This window comes from Kitasatospora cineracea (assembly GCF_003751605.1).
Lineage (GTDB): Bacteria > Actinomycetota > Actinomycetes > Streptomycetales > Streptomycetaceae > Kitasatospora > Kitasatospora cineracea.
In genome coordinates this window covers 672,368-689,248 of sequence record NZ_RJVJ01000003.1, presented here as the reverse complement: position 1 = coordinate 689,248, position 16,881 = coordinate 672,368, and the positions used below count along the sequence as shown (strand labels likewise).

Below are 16,881 nucleotides of genomic sequence, written 5' to 3'. Positions count from 1 at the left end.
CACCCGAGCCCGCACCACGAACCACGAACCGCACCAGGGAAGGAACCCCATGACGCGCACCATCACGCTCGCTCTGGCCACGGTCGCCTCGATGGCGGCGATCGCGGCCACCGCCCCCGCGGCCTCCGCCGCCGCACCCGTCCCCGCCCCGGTACTGCGGGTGATGCCGCTCGGCGACTCGATCACCGCCGGGTACCGGAGCAGCACCGACGCCGGCTACCGCGGACCGCTCGCCGACCTGGTGGCCCTGCAGAGCCGTTACGCCGTCGACCTGGTGGGCTCGAACCACAACGGCGCGGTCGCCGACCCCGACAACGAGGGCCACAGCGGGTACGTGGTCAACGACGTCGCGGCCGGCATCGACGGCTGGCTGGCCTCCGCGCAGCCGGATGTCGTCCTGCTCCACATCGGCATCAACGACCTCGACCGGGGGACCGACAAGGCGCACGCCGCGGACCGCGCCTCGGCACTGATCGACCGGATCCTGGCCGACCGGTCCGGCGTGAGCGTCCTGGTGATGGGCCTGATCCCGACGACACCCGACCTGACCGCCCAGGTCGCCGACTACAACACCGCGCTGAGCCAGGCCGTCCGGGCGAAGCAGGACCAGGGCCGCAAGGTCCGCTACACCGCCGCACCCGCGCTGACCCCGGCCGAGATGGCCGACGGGCTGCACCCCGACGACCTCGGCTACCAGCGGATGGCGCAGACCTTCGACCAGGCCCTGGACCGCGCCTTCACCGACGGCCTGGCCGTCCCGGCCCCGGCACACCGCGCCGGTACGGAGTCGGGCGGGTCGGGTCGGGTGCGGTGGGCGGATTTCGACGGTGACGGCCGGGCGGACTACGTGATCGTGAACGACGACGGTTCGGTGCGGGTGTTCTCGAACAAGGGCGGTGACGGGCACGGGGGCTGGAGCGACCTCGGCCAGGTGGCGTCCGGGATGACCCGGGACCGGGCGCGGGTGCGGTTCGCGGACTACGACGGTGACGGCCGCGCCGACTACCTGGTGATCAACGCGGACGGTTCGGTACGGGTGTTCTCGAACAAGGGCGGTGACGGGCACGGGGGTTGGACCGACCTCGGCCAGGTGGCGTCCGGGATGACGGCGGATCCCGCGCAGGTGGCGTTCGCGGACTTCGACGGCGACGGCCGCACCGACTACACCACCATCGCCGACGACGGCGCGGTGCGCGTCTTCCTCAACCGCGGCGGCGACGGCCGCGGCGGCTGGAGCGACCTGGGCAAGGTGGCCGGCGGTCTCACCACCGACCGCAGCCGCCTGCGCCTGGCGGACTTCGACGGCGACGGCCGCGCCGACTACAACGTGGTCAACCCCGACGGCTCCCTCACCACCTTCCTGAACAAGGGCGGCGACGGCCACGGCGGCTGGACCGACCACGGCCGCACCGCGGCCGGCCTCACCACCGACCAGAACTCCGTGGCGCTGGCGGACGTCAACGCCGACGCCCACGCCGACTACCTGGTCACCACCGGCCCCACCACCGCCTTCCTCAACAACGGCGGCGACGGCCGGAACACCCCCGGCTGGATCGACTACGGCCAGATCGCCACCGGCGTCTGACCTGGCTGCACCGCTCGGACGGAAAAGAGCGCCGACGAGTCGCTGCAGCGCGCCCGGCCCCGGCTGATCTCCCGTCAGGCCCCAGTGCCGGGAAGCTCAGGGGCCGGGCGGGCGTGGCGAGGGCGTCGGGGGTGTTGGCTGCACGGTGCGGCCGGGCGGGTGCGGCAGCGGCCTGTGCCGTCCGCGGGATGGCGGCCCGTGCCGTCCGCGGGATGGCGGCCGGGGCCGGAAGTCAGTCGGACCAGCGCTTCTTCGGACCGAGCACCCGGAAGTTCGTGGACACGCGGTTGGCGCGGGTCCAGTCCTGCAGGAGGCCGCAGAGCTCGGCGCGGCCCTGCGGGGACAGGCCGACGCTGACGCACAAGGTGGACCACCGGCCGCTGACGAGGGTGATCTCCAGACGTTCGCGCTGCTTGGGCCCGTGGGCGTACTTGATGGACCGGATGTCCTCGGCCCGGAAGGTGCGCCGGGTGAAGGGGTTGGTCACCACCAGCTCGCGCTTTCGGAACTCGACCGCGGTCCGCAGCTCCGTCCTGAGCGGCAGCGCCAGCAGCAGCACCGCCCCGATCTGCAGTGCGACCCGGACCGGTGCCGACGGTTCCGGAACCCCTGCGGCGGCCGAGACGAGCAGGATGCCCAGCAGGAGTGAAAGCCACCACAGCAGCGCGCGCGGCACCGCCCGCCGCAGCGGCCTGCGCACCGTACGGGTCGAGGCGCCGCCCCCGCGCGGTCGCCAGCCGGTATTCGGGGGAGGGCCGGGCTTGCGGGCACTCAACGGTCGCACCCCCTCGGGTCAGGCGCATCTGTCCGGGGGCCGGTGCCGGTACTGCCCGTTCGCATCGCGAACTCCCCTGCCGGTACGGAAGTTCGAGCAGTGTACCGACCGACCGGGCCGCCCGAGGCCGAGGCCCGGGAACGGGAACGGGAGCGGCACCGCATCGTGGGAGGCCCCGTGGGCGACGGCTCCGGACGGGAGGGCGGGCCTTCCCGGCCCGGTCCGGACCGGGCGGCGGACCTGGCGGCGGACCGGGGCCCGCCGGGTCTCCCCCGGGCTTGGGCTCAGGCGGTCCGGCCGACCGGCGGGTGGAACCGGTGGCGGAGCGTCCAGGCGATCGCGCCCAGCGCGAAGCCGTAGACGGCGACCAGTCCGTGGCCGTTGTCCTGGGCGAGCCACATCGCGAGGCCGAGGACCGGGACGCCCGCTGCGAGGGCGATCTCCTTGGGCAGGCGGGTGCGGGTCAGGAGGGTGCGGGTCAGGAGGGCGAGGGCGAGGGTGGCGCCCAGGAAGTAGGTGGCGCCGGAGCTGCCGGCGAAGTTGCGGGGATCGGTGCTGGGGCCGTCGCCGAGGCCGAGCAGGGTGTCGATCCGGCCGGGCAGCACGATGCCGGCCAGGAAGAAGGCGAGGGTGAGCGGGCCGCCCCAGTACCATTGGGCGAGCGCGGCGACGGCGGCGAGCGTGGCGAGGTTCCACAGGCCGCCGAACAGGCCGCCGTTCTGCATGAACACCGAGGTGAACTCGCGCCACCAGCCGTGCCTGGCCGGGTCGGCGTCCAGCGCGTCCATCGCGCCGGACCAGAGCAGTTGGAGCAGGACGCCGGCGACGGCGACCGCGGTCAGGGCGATCGCCGCCCACGGGAGCGGCCGCGCACGCAGGGTGTCGCGGCCGACGACCCCCAGCCCGCAGTTGAGCATCATGACCATCAGCGCGGCCGTGGTCACGTTGAAGACGATCGCCCCCATGTCCGGCCCCTCCCCCCGACTACAGCGCTTTCCAACGCTGTTCGAAACTTGACGGCGCAAAAGTAGCACAATTTTCGAACGGTGTTGGAAAACCTTGTACGGTGGAACCATGAAGCTCACCAAGGAGCGCATCGTCGACGCGGGCATGGCCGTCTTCGCCGAGGTCGGCTACCAGAACCTGTCGATGCGTCAGGTCGCCGACCGCCTGGGCGCCCACGCCGGCAGTCTCTACTACCACGTGCGCGGCAAGGACGAACTGCTCGCCCTGATGGCCGACCGGATCTGCCACCACGCGTACGAGGAGGGCACCGCCGCCCTGGACGCCCTGCCGGCCGCCACCCGCTGGCCGGAGCGGATCGGGGCCCAGGCCGCCGCCCTGCGCCTGAGCCTCAAACAGCACCCCGGCGGCGCCCAGCTGTTCGCCGAGAGCCCCGGCGTGCTCAGCACCGGTGCCCTCTCCCTGATGGAGCGCCTGCTGCGCACCCTCCTCGACGGCGGCGTGCCCGCCGAACGGTGCGGGATCGCCGCCGACGTCCTGCTCAGCCACGTCACCGGCTTCGTGCTGCAGGAGCAGAACCAGCCCGCCGCACCGCCGACGGTCACCGCCGAGCGGTACGCCGACCTGTGCGCCCGCTTCCCGCTGCTGATGGGCCCGTTGATGGAGCGGCTGGACCAGGACGAGAAGTTCGTCCGCAGCGTGCGCCTGCTCTGCGCGGGCTTCACCGCGCCCCCGGACAGCGGGACCGGTGCCCGCGCGAAAACCGGTCGTCCGCACCGGTGACGTCCACTACGCTGCGCGACGGCTGGTTTCCGATCGACTCGACGGGGGATCCGATGGCAGGTCAATGGCAGGAACTGGGCACTCCAGGCGGCCTGGAGGCCCACGTGCACCGCCCGGCGGGCGAGGTGCGCGGCGCGGTGGTGGTCTGCTCCGAGCTGTACGGGGTCAACGCCTACCTGCGGGACGTGTGCGCCGAGTTGGCGGCACGCGGGTACGCCGCGGTGGCACCGGACTTCTACTGGCGCAACGCACGCCGCACCGAGCTGGGCTACGAGGCCGAGGAGCGCGAGGCGGGCCTGGTCCTGATGAAGGCCCTGGACCGCGACGAACTGGTCGCCGACGCGGCCGAGGCCCTGGCCGCGGCCCGCGAACTGGCCGACGGGCACGGGGTGGCGTTCCTCGGGACGAGCATGGGCGGGCACATCGCCGTGCGCGCGGCCACCGAGCTGCGCTTCGAGCTGGCAGCGGTGTTCTACCCGGGCTGGCTGCTCAACTCCGGCTTCCCGCTGGTCGGTCCGGTGCCCCCGCTGGAGACGGCCGAACGCATCGCCGCCAACGGGGTGCACCTGCTGGGCTTCTGCGGCGAACTGGACCACATCCTCCCCCAGGAGGAGTGGCAGGAGGCCGAGCACCGGCTCACCGCCGCCGGGGTCGGGCACGAGCTGATCACCTACCCGGGCGCCCGCCACGGCTTCGCCGCCGACCGGCCGGCGGACCACGACGCGGAGGCCACCGCCGACGCCTGGCGGCGGGTCTACGAGGCACTGGCCCGGCACTTGTAGGAGCTCGCGGAGAATCGACGCGCAGATTCGATCTGCGCGCGAGCGCGGTTCGCGCGGAACGCCGTGACGTCACAGGGGGCGGGGAACCTGGCCGGTCGAGGACGGGACCGTGGAGCCGCGCTCGACAGGAAGGCTCTTCGCGGCGTGCCCGTGCGCCGACCTGAACGGCCGGACAGCCTGGCTGCCGGACAGCCTGGCCGTCTGGCCGTCTGGCCGTCTGGCAGAGCCACTGCGGCGTCGGTCCTCCCGGCATCGGCCGGGGTCCAGCTGGTGACGGTCACCATCGGCCCGCGCCGGAACGGGAGCGCGTGAACAGCACGACCGCTCCGGCCGGACGTGTTCGAGGGCCTCCCCCCCGGAGTTGTCGGCGGGAGCCGAGCTGCAGGTCGGCCCCGGGCCCGGCGCGCGACAGGGGCGCGTGCTCGGGGCCCGGGGCCTCCGACTGGATGCTGCTCCACCGGCCGCACCGCCCCGGCGTGTGTGTGGGACAACATCGGGGCGGGGTCCAAGGGTTGTCGGAGGGTCAGTTCCAATCGGAGTCGGCGCGGGCCGCGACGGCACCGCACCCGCAGTACGTCGGCCAGGGGCACGTCGTCGACCGGCACGTCGGCGGTGCGGGCGGCTTGCCGGATCGTCGGCGCCACCAGCAGCCCGGCCGCGGGCCGCTGGAGTTCGCGGTTGTCCGTCAGGGGCGCAGGTGCAGGGTGGCGAGGTGTTCGGGGCGGATCAGCCGGGTGCGCGGGGAGAGTTGGCGCACCTGGGTGACGAGGCCGTCGAGGTCCATGCCCGGGTCCTGGACGGCGGGGTCGGTCAGTGGTGTCTCGAAGTTGTCCCAGTGCACGGGGACGACGGTGCGCGGGAGGTCGAGGGCCTGCAGCAGCCGGGGCACGTACTGGTGGGTGGTGCGGGCGGTGCTCTCGACCGCGATCATCGCCACGTCCGGCCGCAGGCCGGCGTAGGTGTGCTCGACGAAGTCGCTGGCGCCGGTCAGCAGGGTCGAGGGGCCGTCGCCGAGCCGGACCTGGAAGGCCAGGGTGTCGCCCTCGACGAGTTCGCCGATCGTGCGGGGCGGGGCGGCGGGCGGCGCGGTGAGCGTGCCGGGCGCCCAGTAGCGGTGCTTGGCGTTGCGACTGTGCAGGCTGGCCACCACCCGCACGGTGTACCCGCCGAAGTCGAGCACCTCGCCGCCCTTGACCACGATCAGCTGGGCCGGGTCGACGCCCGCCGCCTGCAGCAGGTGGCAGGTGGTGGCGGTGCCGACCACCTGCACCCCGCGGCTCTTCGCGATGTACGGGACGTCGTTGACGTGGTCCCAGTGGCTGTGGCTGACCAGGACGAGGTCCGGTTTCCCGATGTGGGCGTCGACCACGTCGGCGGCGGTGGTGAGGGGGGTGGCGGGGTCGAAGCCGTGGGTGGGGAAGCGGGTGAGGTACGGGTCGAACAGCACGGTCTTGCCGTTGCCCTCGATCCGCCACCCGCTGTTGCCCAGCCAGGTGAACGCCGTCTCGCCGCCGCCCTGCCGGTCCGGCCCGGGGTCGGCTGCGGCGGCGGGGTCGCCCGCGGCGGCTGCTGCGGGGACGGCAGCGGCCACCGGCAGGAAGGCGGCACCCGCGACCGCCGTCCGCAGGAGTCCGCGTCGTCCTAAGGTCTTCTCGTTGTCGCTCATGTTCGGCTAGGACGGTCGGTCGTGTGCCGCCGGTTCCACCGCCGACCGGTCGCAGGAGGCCGGGCGCTCGGCGAGGGCGCTCCCGACGCCGGGACGGATGCCGGACACCTGGTACCTGCCGGTGCTCTCCGGCAGGCGGTCCACCGGCGCGGCGGGCGCGGCCGGCACCAGGGCGGTACCGGTGTCCTGCGCGTTGCGCCGGGCGTGGACGAAGGCGTTTGGACCGCTGGACGGCGAGTTGCTCCACGAGCTCGACGCGGCCCGCTTCGTCCTGGAGCGGCCCGGTGCCGGGCGATGCGGCTGCGGCCGGCCGTGCGGGTCGCGCCGACCGCGATCAGCGCCGCCACCGCCTTCGCGCCGGGCCCTCAGCCCGCGCCGGGTGGGGCAGACCGGTGCGTGCCCGTTGCGTTCAAGGGGCCTCGAACGGCCGACGGGGGGTGGAAGCAGGCGGTGACGGTCTTCCCTTCCTTCGTGGGCCGGGTGCCCCAGTGGTCGGCCACCGCATCGACCAGCACCAGTCCCCTGCCGCCAAGAGCGCCGGGTTCTGCTGTCCGCGGGCGAGGGGGCAGGGGGTTGTGGTCGTGGACGCTCAGGCGCAGGCAGTGTCCGTCCCACGTCAGAACCAGCTCCGCGTCGCTGTGCGCGTGCACGTGAGCGTTCGTCAGCAGCTCGGAGACTGCCAGCACGACGCCGTCCGCCAACTCCGGCTCGGCTTCGTCCCAGCCGAGCGTCGCCAGATGCCTGCGGACCCAGTCACGGCCCTCGCGCACTCCCGCGCTGACCGGCATTCGCCGGGCCCAGCCCACCGCTTGGATATCGCCCATGCCACAACTCGCCTCCTTGTGAAGACTCCGGTCTCCTCCGGCTGCCCCCAGCGCTGTGGCGTATGCACCGACGAATCGGCGGTGGAACGCCACCTCGGCCCTTTCCGGCCAGAAGTGCGCGGGGCACGGGGTGTCCTGTGTCAGGCGGCTGCCAGGGGCGGGTTCGAGTTCGGGCTCGGAAGAGGTGGGGACGAGGGGATCGGCGGTGCCGCGGTGTGCGGAAACCGGGGCCGGGGGGGAGCCGAAGGTCTCCGGCGGTCGGCGCTCGGCTCAGCCGGGTACGTCCGTGCGCTGCGTGCCGATCACCGACAGCAGGCGCAGCGCCTCCTCGGCGGGAGAGCCGGGCTCGGCCGTGTAGATCACGGCTTGCTGGTCCTGGTCGGTGATGTCCAGGACGTCGCAGTTGAGGGTGACGGCCCCGATCAGCGGGTGGTGGAGGGTCTTGCGCGGGGCGGCGATGGTGATCGGCTGGTCGCGGTGCGGGCAGTTGCGGGTCGCCGCGGGCTCCAGGACGTCGCGCATGGGCGGTCGGCTCCGGGTCCTGGTCGAGGGCGAAAGCGGTGCCGACGGCTCCGAGCGGACCGGGCCGGGCAGCGGGTCGGTGGCCGGTCACCGGCGCGGGGGTTCGCCGGGTCGCAGAGCGGGGTCCTGGTCGCGTCGGCGGTCACGCCCGCGTCCGGTGTCTTCGTCGACGTCCTCGGCGGCCAGGTCCGGGCCGGGCTCCTCGGCCGATTCCCTGCGCAGCGTCCGTCGCTACCGGCAGCTCGGCGGCGGGCGGCCCGCGCTCACCTGCGCAGCCGCCGGGCGGACGCCCGCGTCGCCGGGCCTCGCAGGAAGCCGGGCCGGGCCGGGCCGGGCCGACGACGTGTCATGGTGTCTCGCTCCGGGGGCGGCTGGTGGCGTCCTGTCGCACGCGGGCCCGGTAGCGTAGCGGCGACTCGCCGACGACCCGTTTGAATGCCGTGCTGAAGGCGCTCTCCGATCCGTAGCCCAACTCCTCGGCGAGGGCCGCGACGCGGGCGTCACCGTCCCGGAGTGCGCGCTGGGCGAGCAGCATGCGCCACCGTCCCAGGTAGGTCAGCGGTGGCACGCCGGCTGCCTCCCGGAACCGCTCGGCGAAGGTCGTCCGGGACATGGTGGCTGCTCTCGCCAGCTCCTCGAGCCCCCAGGGGCGGCCGGGGCGGTCGTGCAGCAGGTCGAGGGCGGGGCGCAGGCGTTCGTCGACGAGCAGCCGCAGCCAGCCGGACGGCAGTGTGCACTGGTCGACGTAGGAGCGCAGCAGCTCCAGGAGGAGGAGCTGGCCGTACTGCCGGATGGCGAAGGCCGAACCGGGCCGCTGTGCGGTGGCCTCGTCGAACAGGCGCAGCAGGACGGGGAGGAGGCGGTCGTCGTCACCGGTCGGCCTGATGTGGGCCAGTGGCGGCAGTGATTCGAGGAGGAGTGTTCTTCCGGCCTCGTTCAGGCTGACGCAGCCGCCGATGACGATGTCGTCGGCGTCGCGGTCGGAGCGGGTGAAGCGGTCGGTGGAGAAGTCGGATTCCGGCTGCACTTCTTGGCGGGGTTCCGCGCCGGCCTCGAATGCGACCCAGGAGCGGCCGGTGAGGATCGCGACGTCGCCCGCCACGAGGTCGACCGGTCCGTCGACCCCGTCGGTGGTGAGGCGGGCCCGGCCGCTGACGAGGGCGAAGAACTTGACCGGGTCGGAGAGCGGTCCGCGGCCCCGCCATCCGCCGCGGGCCGCGATGCCGCCGGTGAGGACGCCGCGGACCTCGACCAGGTCGAGTGCTTCGGAGAGTCGATCAGGGGTCACAACCGTACTCTCGCGCAGAAAAACGGGACTCACAAGTATTCATCGTCCGCCTCCTCCCGGGCAGGCTGGTGGCAGCACCCCACCAACGGATTCCAGGAGAGAACATGCGTTACCGCGGCCTCGGCAGGACCGGGATCAAGGTGAGCCCCTACGCTCTGGGCGCCATGATGTTCGGCGCCATCGGCAACCCCGACCACGACGACTGCGTCCGCATCATCCACCGGGCCCTGGACGCCGGCATCAACCTCATCGACACGGCCGACATGTACGCGCGCGGCGAGTCGGAGGAGATCGTGGGCCGCGCGCTGAAGGGCCGTCGAGCCGACGTCGTGCTCGCGACGAAGGCCGGGAACCCGATGGGCGACGAGCCCAACCACCAGGGCGCGTCCCGGCGCTGGCTGGTGCGCGCGCTGGAGGACTCGCTGCGCCGCCTCGACACCGACTACGTCGACGTCTACCAGATCCACCGCCCGGACCCCGGCACCGACATCGAGGAGACGCTCGGGGCTCTCACCGACCTGCAGCGGGCCGGCAAGATCCGCACCTTCGGCACCTCGGCCATGCCGGCCTCCGAACTCGTGCGCGCCCACTGGGTCGCCGAGCGGCGCGGCCTCGCCCGGCCGCGCACCGAGCAGCCCGTGTACTCGATCCTCAACCGGGGCATCGAGCGCGAAGTGCTCCCGGTGGCGCAGGAGTTCGGCATGGGCACCTTGGTCTGGTCGCCGCTCGGCGGCGGGCTGCTGACCGGGCGCTACCGCAAGGGCCGGCAGCCTTCGACCCACCGTTCGCAGTACGGCTTCCAGCACCTCAAGGACGACCGGCGGCTCGACGTCGTCGAACGGCTCGTCCCGCTCGCCGAGGAGGCGGGCATGCCGCTGACCCACCTGGCCATGGGCTTCGTGCTCGCCCACCCCGGCGTCACGTCCGCGCTTCTCGGACCGCGGACGATGGCGCACCTGGACGACCTGCTCGCGGGCGCCGAGGTCACCCTCCCGGACGACGTCCTGGACCGGATCGACGCCATCGTGCCGCCCGGCACGGACACGGGCACGCTCGACATGGCCTACCAGCCGCCGGCCGTCCGCCGGCGGGAGCTGAGGCGTCGGCCGCCCGCCGAACGCGCAGCGGCGTGACGACAGCGTGACGGCACAGCGCGGTGCGGGCGGCGCCCGCCCGGAGAGGCCCGGTCCCACGACGGCCGGTCGAGTGCTCCGGCCGTGGATCACGGTCATGGATCGGCCGCCGCCCACTACCGCAGCCGGCGGTCCGACCGCCGCCTTGCTGCGGTCGGACTTCACCGACACCGCGATCAGCGCCCTCGGCTCGTCCAGGACTTCGGCGCAGGCCTGCCGCTCGGCAGCCGACCGGGCCGAGGCGCCGACCGGCGGGGAGCGTCGTTCCCACCTGCCGTATGCCCTGGTGGCCGCCCGTGCCGGCCGATGTCGGAGACGAGCACTACGGTGCTCGGCCATGGACGCTGACGATCTTGAGCGCCGGTGCCGTACCGGCGCCGGTTGGATCCCGTCGGAGCTGGTCGAGCGACTGCTGGAGCGCGGGCACGCCGCGGTGGTGGCGGAGCAGGCCGGGTGCGGGCAGTGGTGGTGTGCGCGGGCGTGGGCCGGGGTGCTGGCCGGGCAGGGGCGGCTGGAGGAGGCGCTCGAGGTGCTGGCACCGTACGCCGCGACGACCTGGTGGACGGCCGTGGTGGAGGTCGCCGAACTGCTGGAGGGCGGGGGCCGCGCGGAGGAGGCGCTCGATGCCGTGCGGGCCCGGATGGCGCTGGGCCACCCTCGGGCGCTGGAGTACTACGCGCGGCTGCTGGCCCGGCACGGCCGCGCCCAGGAGGCCTTCGACCTGCTGCTGCCCCACGCCGACGAGCACGGGCGCGTCGAGGCCCTGATCGACGTCGCCCACGCGGCCGGCCGCGACGAGGAGGCCGCCGCGCTGCTCGAGGCCCGGATCGCCGGGTACCGGTGTACGGACCCGCCCTGGTGCTGCGACGGCGTCGACGCCGATACCGCCCTCGGGCTGCTCGCCACCATCCGCGAACGCCAGGGCCGCGTCGACGACGCCCTCGACCTGCTGCGGCGCCGACGCGTCGTCCGGCTCAACGGACGCAACCAGCCGGCGGACCTGCTGGCCCGGCACGGCCGCTTCCAGGAGCTGTGCGCCCACGCGAAGGCCTGCGGCGACGCAGAGGCGCTGGAGCCGCTGGCGCGGGTACTGGAGGGGCGCGGGGACGTCGAGGCCGCGATCGCGGTGTACCGGTGGGAGGAACTGCCCGCGTCCGGGCACCCGAACGCGGCCTTCGCGCACGCTCGACTGCTGGCCCGGCACGGCCGCGGCGAGGAGGCCGTCGCCGTGCTGCGCGAGCAGGCCGACCAGCGTCCCGGCGAGGACTGGATCCTGCACGTCCTCGCCGAACTGTGCCTGGAACAAGGCCTGCCCGCCGAGGGACTCGCCCACCTCGACGCCCTGGCCGCCCGGCGCGGCGGCGAGGAGGAGTGGGAGCTGTACCGGATCCGGCTGCCGCTGCTCGCCGCCCGAGACGGCGTCGACACCGCGCTGCGGCAGGCCCGCGCCCATCCCGAAGCCGACACTCCCCACGCGGCCTGCGACCTCGCCCGCCTCCTCGCCGGTGCCGCACGCACCGACGAGGTGGTGGCCCTCCTCGGTCGGCACGCCGTTCCGCGGTGGCACACCACGACCCTGGCCGGCCACCTGATCGACCTCGATCGCGTCCCCGACGCCCTGGCCCTCCTCCAGCGCGTCGAGGACTTCTCCGAGGGCTGGTTCCACCAGCGCGAGGAACGCGACCACCGGTAGAGGCCCCGCCGGCCCCGCCCCGCCGCGACAGCTCGGCCCCGCCGCGCTCGGCGGCCGGGCCCTGCGGGGCCGTTCAACGTCCTGCGGATGTCACTGCCCGTCAGGGGCGCTGGAACCAGCGGCGCTTCGGCTCCGGGGCAGTGGGCGGGGCGGCGGATGCGGGCGTTCCGAGCGGGCCGGGCCGGGAGTCGCGGCGCACCGCGGGCAGGCCGCGGCGGTCCAGGTCGGCGATGGTCTCCGCGTGCGCGTCGGGGTGCAGCGGGACGACGGCGACCTTCGGGTAGGCCAGGTGGCGCAGCGGCTGCTCGTGGAGCAGCGCCCGCAGCAGGTGGTTGGCGACGGGGCCGGGCGGGTCCTCGTCCACGGCGACGTGCAGCAGCAGTTGGGGGTCCGGGGAGTCCGGCCAGCGGGCCAGCGACAGCCAGGCGGTGCGGACTGCCGGGAAGCCGCTCATCCGCCGGGCCAGGGCCTCCAGCAGGGCCGTCGCGTCCGGTCCGGTCGGCGGTTCGAGCAGCAGGCGCTCGCCGCGGAAGTCCCGGGCCCAGGCGTCCAGCAGCGCCCGGGGCAGTTTCCACTCCCCCTGCGCGGAGCGGAGCACCAGCCGCACGGCCCCGCTGCCCTCCAGCAGGCTCATCAGTTGGGCCGCGTCGTAGTAGGCCGCGCCGACGGCTCCCGGAAGGTCCCGGCCGAGCCGGGGGTCGGCGAAGCCGAGCACCACTCGCCCTCCCTCCGGGTCGCGGCCGGTGATCACCTCGCCGGGCGCGGCGATCGGCACGTACAGGCCGCCGTCGAACAGCGCGATGAACAGGTCCATCGGGTCGGGCTCCTGCCCGCCGAAGCTGTCGAGGAGTTGGGCGAGGTGCGGGTTGGACGGTGTGATCACGCACGGAGCGTAGTCGCCCCCGGCAAGGGGCCGACCGCCGGGGGCTCGCCGGGGAGGCAGGATCCGAAGGAGAAGGCACAGGGGCCACTGTGGATGAGCGCTGCCCACCGGTCGGGCCGGTCGGAATGTTCGGCGCCGTCACCTACCGGGCCGACGGCTGCTGCCGGCCGGTGCGATCCGCTGCGCGGCCGTGCGCCGGCCGGCGGTCGCGGAGATGACCAGACGCAGGGCCGACATGGTCCTCGGTGGCCTCGGCGAGCCGGACGGCCGCCCGTCCCGGCCCGCGGGGGCCCGGAGGTTCTGCTGACGGTTCTGCGCCTCCTCGCCGCGGCGGGTGCGTGCCTGCGCGGGTAGCCCTCGGGCCGCCGAAGACGGGCGTCCTCGTAGAGATCGCCTGCGACGTCGACGGCAGCGGACTCCTCGACGCACCGCGCGGCGCCGTGGCCCGCAACGGCTTCCCGCTGTACGCCACCCTCGACGAGGAGCCGTCGAACCTCCGGGTCCGGGCCCGGAGGGGCCGGTGGCCTCCTTGAGGACGGCACGGTCACACCGGTGGCGGCCGAAGGCGTCGGGATCGGCTGCCGAACAGCCGCGTGCCACCGAACACGGTGCGGGCACCGGCCGCCCGCGGCTGTTCGTCAGCCTCGACGTGTTCCTCGTGCGCACCTGCGGCTACAGACGTCAGCCCTGGCGGCGGGGCGGCTGCCGACGTCGGTCCCGGCGGCGGTAGGTCAGGACGGCGTGAGTGGCCAGGCCCAGCAGGAGGCCCCAGAACGGGGCGCCGATGCCGAACAGGGTCATGCCGGAGGCGGTGGCCAGGAAGGTGACCACCGCGCTGTCGCGGTCCCGCTCCTCGGCGACCGCGGCGGCCAGGCTGCCCTGGAAGGAGGCCAGCAGGGCGACGCCGGCGATCACCGCGATCAGGGCGTGCGGCAGACCGGTGAACAGGCTGACCAGGACACCGCCGAAACTGCCGACCAGCAGGTAGAGCACGCCTGCGGACATGCCGGCCACGTACCGTCGGCGGGGGTCGGGGTGGCTCTCGGGGCTGGTGCAGATCGCGGCGGTGATCGCTGCCAGGTTGACGCCGGGCGAGCCGAACGGGGCGAGCAGCACCGACAGGCCGCCGGTGACGCCGACCAGCAGCCGGTCGTCGGGCTCGTAGCCGGAGGCCCGCATGATGCCGAGGCCGGGGGCGTTCTGCGAGGCCAGCGCGACGATGGTGAGCGGCAGCGCCAGGCCGACGGCGGCGGGCCAGGAGAACGCGGGGGTGGTCCAGACGGGGTGGGTGGGACCGCCGGAGCCGAGGTGCAGCGGGAGTCCGACGGTGGCCGCGGCCAGCAGGGCGCCGGCGAGCAGCGCCAGCGGGACGGCGTAGCGCGGCAGCAGGCGTTTGGCCAGCAGGAAGACGGTGAAGCTGCCCAGCACCAGGGTGGGGGCGGCCTGCAGCTCGGCGAAGATGCCCGCGCCGAAGGCGAACAGGATGCCGGCCAGCATGGCGTTGACGATGCCGGTCGGGATCGCCCTGATCAGCCGTCCGAACAGGCCGGTGGCGCCGAACAGCGCGACGGCGACCGAGCTGAGCAGGAACGCCCCGACCGCCTCCGGGTAGGGGTACGCGCCGAGGCTGCCGATCAGCAGCGCCGCGCCGGGGGTCGACCAGGCGGTGATCACGGGGGTGCGGGTCCACCAGCTCAGCAGCAGGCAGGTCAGTCCGCTGCCGATCGACACCGCCCAGATCCAGGAGGCGGTGTGCGCCTGGTCCAGGTGTCCGGCGGCGGCTGCGGCGAGCACGACGACCAGCGGGCCGGAGAAGGAGACGGCGATGCACACGAGGCCGGCCAGCAGGGCGGGCAGCGAGACGTCCCGCCGCAGCGAGGGCCGGTCCGGCGGCGGGGCGGGGGATTCGTTCGGGACGGGCCCGACCCGGGCGGCGGTCCGATGATCTGACATGGCAGCAGTATCCCGTCACCCCGACGCCCGCCCTGCCGGGGGCGGGCCGCCTCCACCGGCGTCGACGAAGCCGTGCCGAAGCCGGGGCCGGGCCCGGGGCCGAGTAGCGGCAGGGTCGGCAGCAGGGCGAGGAGAAGGGGAACCACGGCAACCTCCACGTGGTCCGTGCCGGACCGCCGTGTGCCCTTGGCCCCGGCGAATATTCCTGGGAATCTCTCCGGTTCACGCGGGTAGGCGGGGCCCTGTCAGCACGAAGGGCGCCAGTGGCGCGGACGGTTCGAGGAGGACGCGATGAGCACGGGCGACAAGATCCACAACACCGGCGACAAGCTCAAGGGCACCGCCAAGGAGGCCGCCGGCAAGGCCGTCGGCAACGAGCGCCTCGAGGCCGAGGGCAAGGCCGACCAGGCCAAGGGCGACCTCAAGCAGGCCGGCGAGCACGTCAAGGACGCCTTCAAGGACTGAGCACCGCCCGGCAGTCCGTGCGGGGGCCCACCCGGTCTGACCGGGTGGGCCCCCGCACGTCCGCACCGGCCCGGGAGCCGTCGCCGTCCGGAGCTGTCACCGTCCGGGGGTTGTCGCTGTCCGGAGCTGTCACCGTCCTCTCGGGGACAGCGGGCTCAGGCGAAGATCCGTCCGACGGCGAAGCCGATGCAGCAGACGACCATGACCATGATGGCCAGCAGGGGGATCCAGCCGGGCCAGGCCGTGTGCAGTTCCACCGCCTCGGGCGTGGAGATGCCGTGGGTGGTCGAGGCTTCGCACTCGGGGGTTTCGGTCGGCACGGAATGGCCTTCCGCCGGAGCGGGGACGGGCACCGGCACGGGCACGGGAGCGGGAGCGGAAACGGGGTGGCTGACGGACATCGCATCCTCCTGGTGGTTCCGAGTGCCGCGGCACGCGGTTCGCTTCCCTCTCCACGGTCCACCCGTCAGCGCCCGGACGCGAGGTCAGCTCGGTCCGCCCCGCCCCGCCCCGCTCGGCCGGAAGGCGGAAGTGGGTTGAGAAGCGACGCGGAGGGCGCGTCCCTCGCCCTACCGGCCACGGGGGGGTGCCGCCGGCCGGAGAGCGGGCGGGTGGTCAGGACGACGGCGGGGGCGGGAGTTCGACGGGGTAGGGCTCGGTGAAGTCGGCGGAGCGGCTCACCTTCTCCCAGGCGCCGGCCTCCTCCAGCTGGCGGCGGGAGTAGTCGAGCGCCATGGTCACCGCGTTGGCCCCGAGCAGCAGGTGGCTGGGAGCGTCGCCGCGGCGCACGGTGCGCACGAGGATCTCGGCGGCCCGCGCCGGGTCCCCGGCGGCGCCGGAGGTGCCCTGGCGGACCCGGCGGTTCATCGCGCCCACGGTCTGCTCGTAGGGCTCGGGGACGGGGTGGACGGTCATGGAGTCGCCCGCCCAGTCGGTGGCGAAGCCGCTCGGCTCGACGACCGTGAACCGGATGCCGAACGGCGCGGTCTCCGCCGCCAGCGACCGGGTGAAGCCGTCGACGGCGAACTTGGCCGCCTGGTACGAGGCGATGCCCGGTGAGCCGCCGACCCGGCCGCCGACCGAGGAGAACTGGACGACGGTGCCCGACCCCTGGCGGCGCAGCGCGGGCAGTGCGGCCTTGGTGACGTGGTAGACGCCCCAGAAGTTGGTCTCGAACTGGGCGCGGAAGTCCTCGTCGTCGGCGCTCTCCACGGGCGACACGTTGGCGTACCCGGCGTTGTTCACCAGGACGTCGATGCGCCCGAAGCGGGCGAGCGCGGCGTCGACGGCCGCGCGCGCCTGGTCAGGACTGGTGACGTCCAGGGGCAGGGCGAGGACCCGGTCGCCGTACTCGGCCAGTTCGGCGCGGAGGGCTTCGGGGCGGCGGGCGGTGGCCACGACGAGGTCGCCCGCGTCGAGGGCGGCGGTGACCAGGGCGCGGCCGAGGCCGCGGGACGAACCGGTGACGAACCAGACCTGCTGGGTGTTGTGCGCGTCTTCGCTCATGCCATTAGTACAACACCGTTCTCTTAATAACGCAACATCGTTCTCTTATACCTCCCTATG

The 16,881-nt window shown here is 74.0% G+C and carries 16 protein-coding genes and 1 pseudogene; 7 read left to right on the top strand and 10 right to left on the bottom strand.

Annotated features, from left to right (window positions below):
* Nucleotides 1-49 precede the first annotated feature (49 nt).
* The gene (locus EDD39_RS37175; protein WP_123563968.1) at nucleotides 50-1,585 is read left to right on the top strand and encodes an FG-GAP-like repeat-containing protein; all 1,536 of its coding nucleotides are present in this window, start codon (nucleotides 50-52) and stop codon (nucleotides 1,583-1,585) included.
* A gap of 232 nt (nucleotides 1,586-1,817) precedes the next feature.
* Here the strand turns inward: EDD39_RS37175 and EDD39_RS37170 are convergent, their stop codons facing one another.
* Nucleotides 1,818-2,285: a hypothetical protein gene (locus tag EDD39_RS37170; RefSeq protein ID WP_148089602.1), complete on the bottom strand. Its 468-nt coding sequence runs from the start codon at nucleotides 2,283-2,285 to the stop codon at nucleotides 1,818-1,820.
* Nucleotides 2,286-2,644: 359 nt separating this feature from the next.
* Nucleotides 2,645-3,325, bottom strand: coding sequence for a hypothetical protein (locus EDD39_RS37165; RefSeq protein WP_123563966.1), 681 nt, complete (start codon nucleotides 3,323-3,325; stop codon nucleotides 2,645-2,647).
* A 109-nt stretch (nucleotides 3,326-3,434) separates the two neighbouring features.
* Here EDD39_RS37165 and EDD39_RS37160 point away from each other — a divergent pair, with 109 nt between their 5' ends.
* The gene (locus tag EDD39_RS37160; RefSeq protein WP_123563965.1) at nucleotides 3,435-4,106 is read left to right on the top strand and encodes a TetR/AcrR family transcriptional regulator; all 672 of its coding nucleotides are present in this window, start codon (nucleotides 3,435-3,437) and stop codon (nucleotides 4,104-4,106) included.
* Nucleotides 4,107-4,159: 53 nt separating this feature from the next.
* Complete coding sequence (locus tag EDD39_RS37155) at nucleotides 4,160-4,888, top strand: dienelactone hydrolase family protein (RefSeq protein ID WP_123563964.1); 729 nt, start codon at nucleotides 4,160-4,162, stop codon at nucleotides 4,886-4,888.
* 685 nt (nucleotides 4,889-5,573) lie between these two features.
* On the opposite strand, the gene EDD39_RS37150 is transcribed toward EDD39_RS37155, so the two are convergent.
* The 4 genes and pseudogenes from EDD39_RS37150 to EDD39_RS37135 form a co-directional block, all read right to left on the bottom strand.
* A complete protein-coding gene (locus EDD39_RS37150) occupies nucleotides 5,574-6,554 on the bottom strand; it encodes an MBL fold metallo-hydrolase (RefSeq protein WP_123563963.1) in 981 nt (326 codons plus the stop codon).
* A gap of 365 nt (nucleotides 6,555-6,919) precedes the next feature.
* Nucleotides 6,920-7,378, bottom strand: a complete 459-nt coding sequence (locus EDD39_RS37145; RefSeq protein ID WP_123563962.1) for an ATP-binding protein — start codon at nucleotides 7,376-7,378, stop codon at nucleotides 6,920-6,922.
* A gap of 270 nt (nucleotides 7,379-7,648) precedes the next feature.
* Nucleotides 7,649-7,822 (bottom strand): annotated as a pseudogene (locus EDD39_RS37140) (MmyB family transcriptional regulator); the annotation flags it as partial.
* A gap of 424 nt (nucleotides 7,823-8,246) precedes the next feature.
* Nucleotides 8,247-9,188, bottom strand: coding sequence for a helix-turn-helix transcriptional regulator (locus tag EDD39_RS37135; RefSeq protein WP_123563961.1), 942 nt, complete (start codon nucleotides 9,186-9,188; stop codon nucleotides 8,247-8,249).
* Nucleotides 9,189-9,292: 104 nt separating this feature from the next.
* Here EDD39_RS37135 and EDD39_RS37130 point away from each other — a divergent pair, with 104 nt between their 5' ends.
* Both EDD39_RS37130 and EDD39_RS37125 read left to right on the top strand, forming a co-directional pair.
* Nucleotides 9,293-10,321 (top strand): aldo/keto reductase, encoded by a 1,029-nt coding sequence (locus EDD39_RS37130; RefSeq protein WP_123563960.1) that lies wholly within the window; start codon nucleotides 9,293-9,295, stop codon nucleotides 10,319-10,321.
* Between the two features lie 337 nt (nucleotides 10,322-10,658).
* Nucleotides 10,659-12,014 (top strand): hypothetical protein, encoded by a 1,356-nt coding sequence (locus EDD39_RS37125; RefSeq protein WP_123563959.1) that lies wholly within the window; start codon nucleotides 10,659-10,661, stop codon nucleotides 12,012-12,014.
* Between the two features lie 100 nt (nucleotides 12,015-12,114).
* Here the strand turns inward: EDD39_RS37125 and EDD39_RS37120 are convergent, their stop codons facing one another.
* Nucleotides 12,115-12,897: a hypothetical protein gene (locus EDD39_RS37120; RefSeq protein WP_123563958.1), complete on the bottom strand. Its 783-nt coding sequence runs from the start codon at nucleotides 12,895-12,897 to the stop codon at nucleotides 12,115-12,117.
* 338 nt (nucleotides 12,898-13,235) lie between these two features.
* Between EDD39_RS37120 and EDD39_RS39160 the strand changes: the two genes are divergently transcribed.
* On the top strand, nucleotides 13,236-13,430 hold the full coding sequence (locus EDD39_RS39160) for a hypothetical protein (protein ID WP_148089601.1): 195 nt from the start codon (nucleotides 13,236-13,238) through the stop codon (nucleotides 13,428-13,430).
* A 148-nt stretch (nucleotides 13,431-13,578) separates the two neighbouring features.
* On the opposite strand, the gene EDD39_RS37115 is transcribed toward EDD39_RS39160, so the two are convergent.
* Nucleotides 13,579-14,850, bottom strand: coding sequence for a benzoate/H(+) symporter BenE family transporter (locus EDD39_RS37115; RefSeq protein ID WP_123563957.1), 1,272 nt, complete (start codon nucleotides 14,848-14,850; stop codon nucleotides 13,579-13,581).
* Nucleotides 14,851-15,141: 291 nt separating this feature from the next.
* On the opposite strand from EDD39_RS37115, the gene EDD39_RS37110 reads away from it, so the two are divergent.
* Nucleotides 15,142-15,315, top strand: a complete 174-nt coding sequence (locus tag EDD39_RS37110) for a CsbD family protein (RefSeq protein ID WP_123563956.1) — start codon at nucleotides 15,142-15,144, stop codon at nucleotides 15,313-15,315.
* A gap of 155 nt (nucleotides 15,316-15,470) precedes the next feature.
* Here EDD39_RS37110 and EDD39_RS40055 read toward each other — a convergent pair whose 3' ends face one another.
* Nucleotides 15,471-15,635, bottom strand: a complete 165-nt coding sequence (locus EDD39_RS40055; RefSeq protein WP_157852568.1) for a DUF6480 family protein — start codon at nucleotides 15,633-15,635, stop codon at nucleotides 15,471-15,473.
* A 295-nt stretch (nucleotides 15,636-15,930) separates the two neighbouring features.
* Nucleotides 15,931-16,821 (bottom strand): SDR family NAD(P)-dependent oxidoreductase, encoded by an 891-nt coding sequence (locus EDD39_RS37105; RefSeq protein WP_123563955.1) that lies wholly within the window; start codon nucleotides 16,819-16,821, stop codon nucleotides 15,931-15,933.
* Nucleotides 16,822-16,881: the final 60 nt, after the last annotated feature.

Excerpts from the sequence above, each read along its gene's own strand:
- EDD39_RS37175 (WP_123563968.1), top strand. The coding sequence starts at position 50 with ATGACGCGCACCATCACGCTCGCTCTGGCCACGGTCGCCTCGATGGCG.
- EDD39_RS37165 (WP_123563966.1), bottom strand. The coding sequence starts at position 3,325 with ATGGGGGCGATCGTCTTCAACGTGACCACGGCCGCGCTGATGGTCATG.
- EDD39_RS37160 (WP_123563965.1), top strand. The coding sequence starts at position 3,435 with ATGAAGCTCACCAAGGAGCGCATCGTCGACGCGGGCATGGCCGTCTTC.
- EDD39_RS37155 (WP_123563964.1), top strand. The coding sequence starts at position 4,160 with ATGGCAGGTCAATGGCAGGAACTGGGCACTCCAGGCGGCCTGGAGGCC.
- EDD39_RS37150 (WP_123563963.1), bottom strand. The coding sequence starts at position 6,554 with ATGAGCGACAACGAGAAGACCTTAGGACGACGCGGACTCCTGCGGACG.
- EDD39_RS37145 (WP_123563962.1), bottom strand. The coding sequence starts at position 7,378 with ATGGGCGATATCCAAGCGGTGGGCTGGGCCCGGCGAATGCCGGTCAGC.
- EDD39_RS37130 (WP_123563960.1), top strand. The coding sequence starts at position 9,293 with ATGCGTTACCGCGGCCTCGGCAGGACCGGGATCAAGGTGAGCCCCTAC.
- EDD39_RS37125 (WP_123563959.1), top strand. The coding sequence starts at position 10,659 with ATGGACGCTGACGATCTTGAGCGCCGGTGCCGTACCGGCGCCGGTTGG.
- EDD39_RS37115 (WP_123563957.1), bottom strand. The coding sequence starts at position 14,850 with ATGTCAGATCATCGGACCGCCGCCCGGGTCGGGCCCGTCCCGAACGAA.
- EDD39_RS37110 (WP_123563956.1), top strand. The coding sequence starts at position 15,142 with ATGAGCACGGGCGACAAGATCCACAACACCGGCGACAAGCTCAAGGGC.
- EDD39_RS37105 (WP_123563955.1), bottom strand. The coding sequence starts at position 16,821 with ATGAGCGAAGACGCGCACAACACCCAGCAGGTCTGGTTCGTCACCGGT.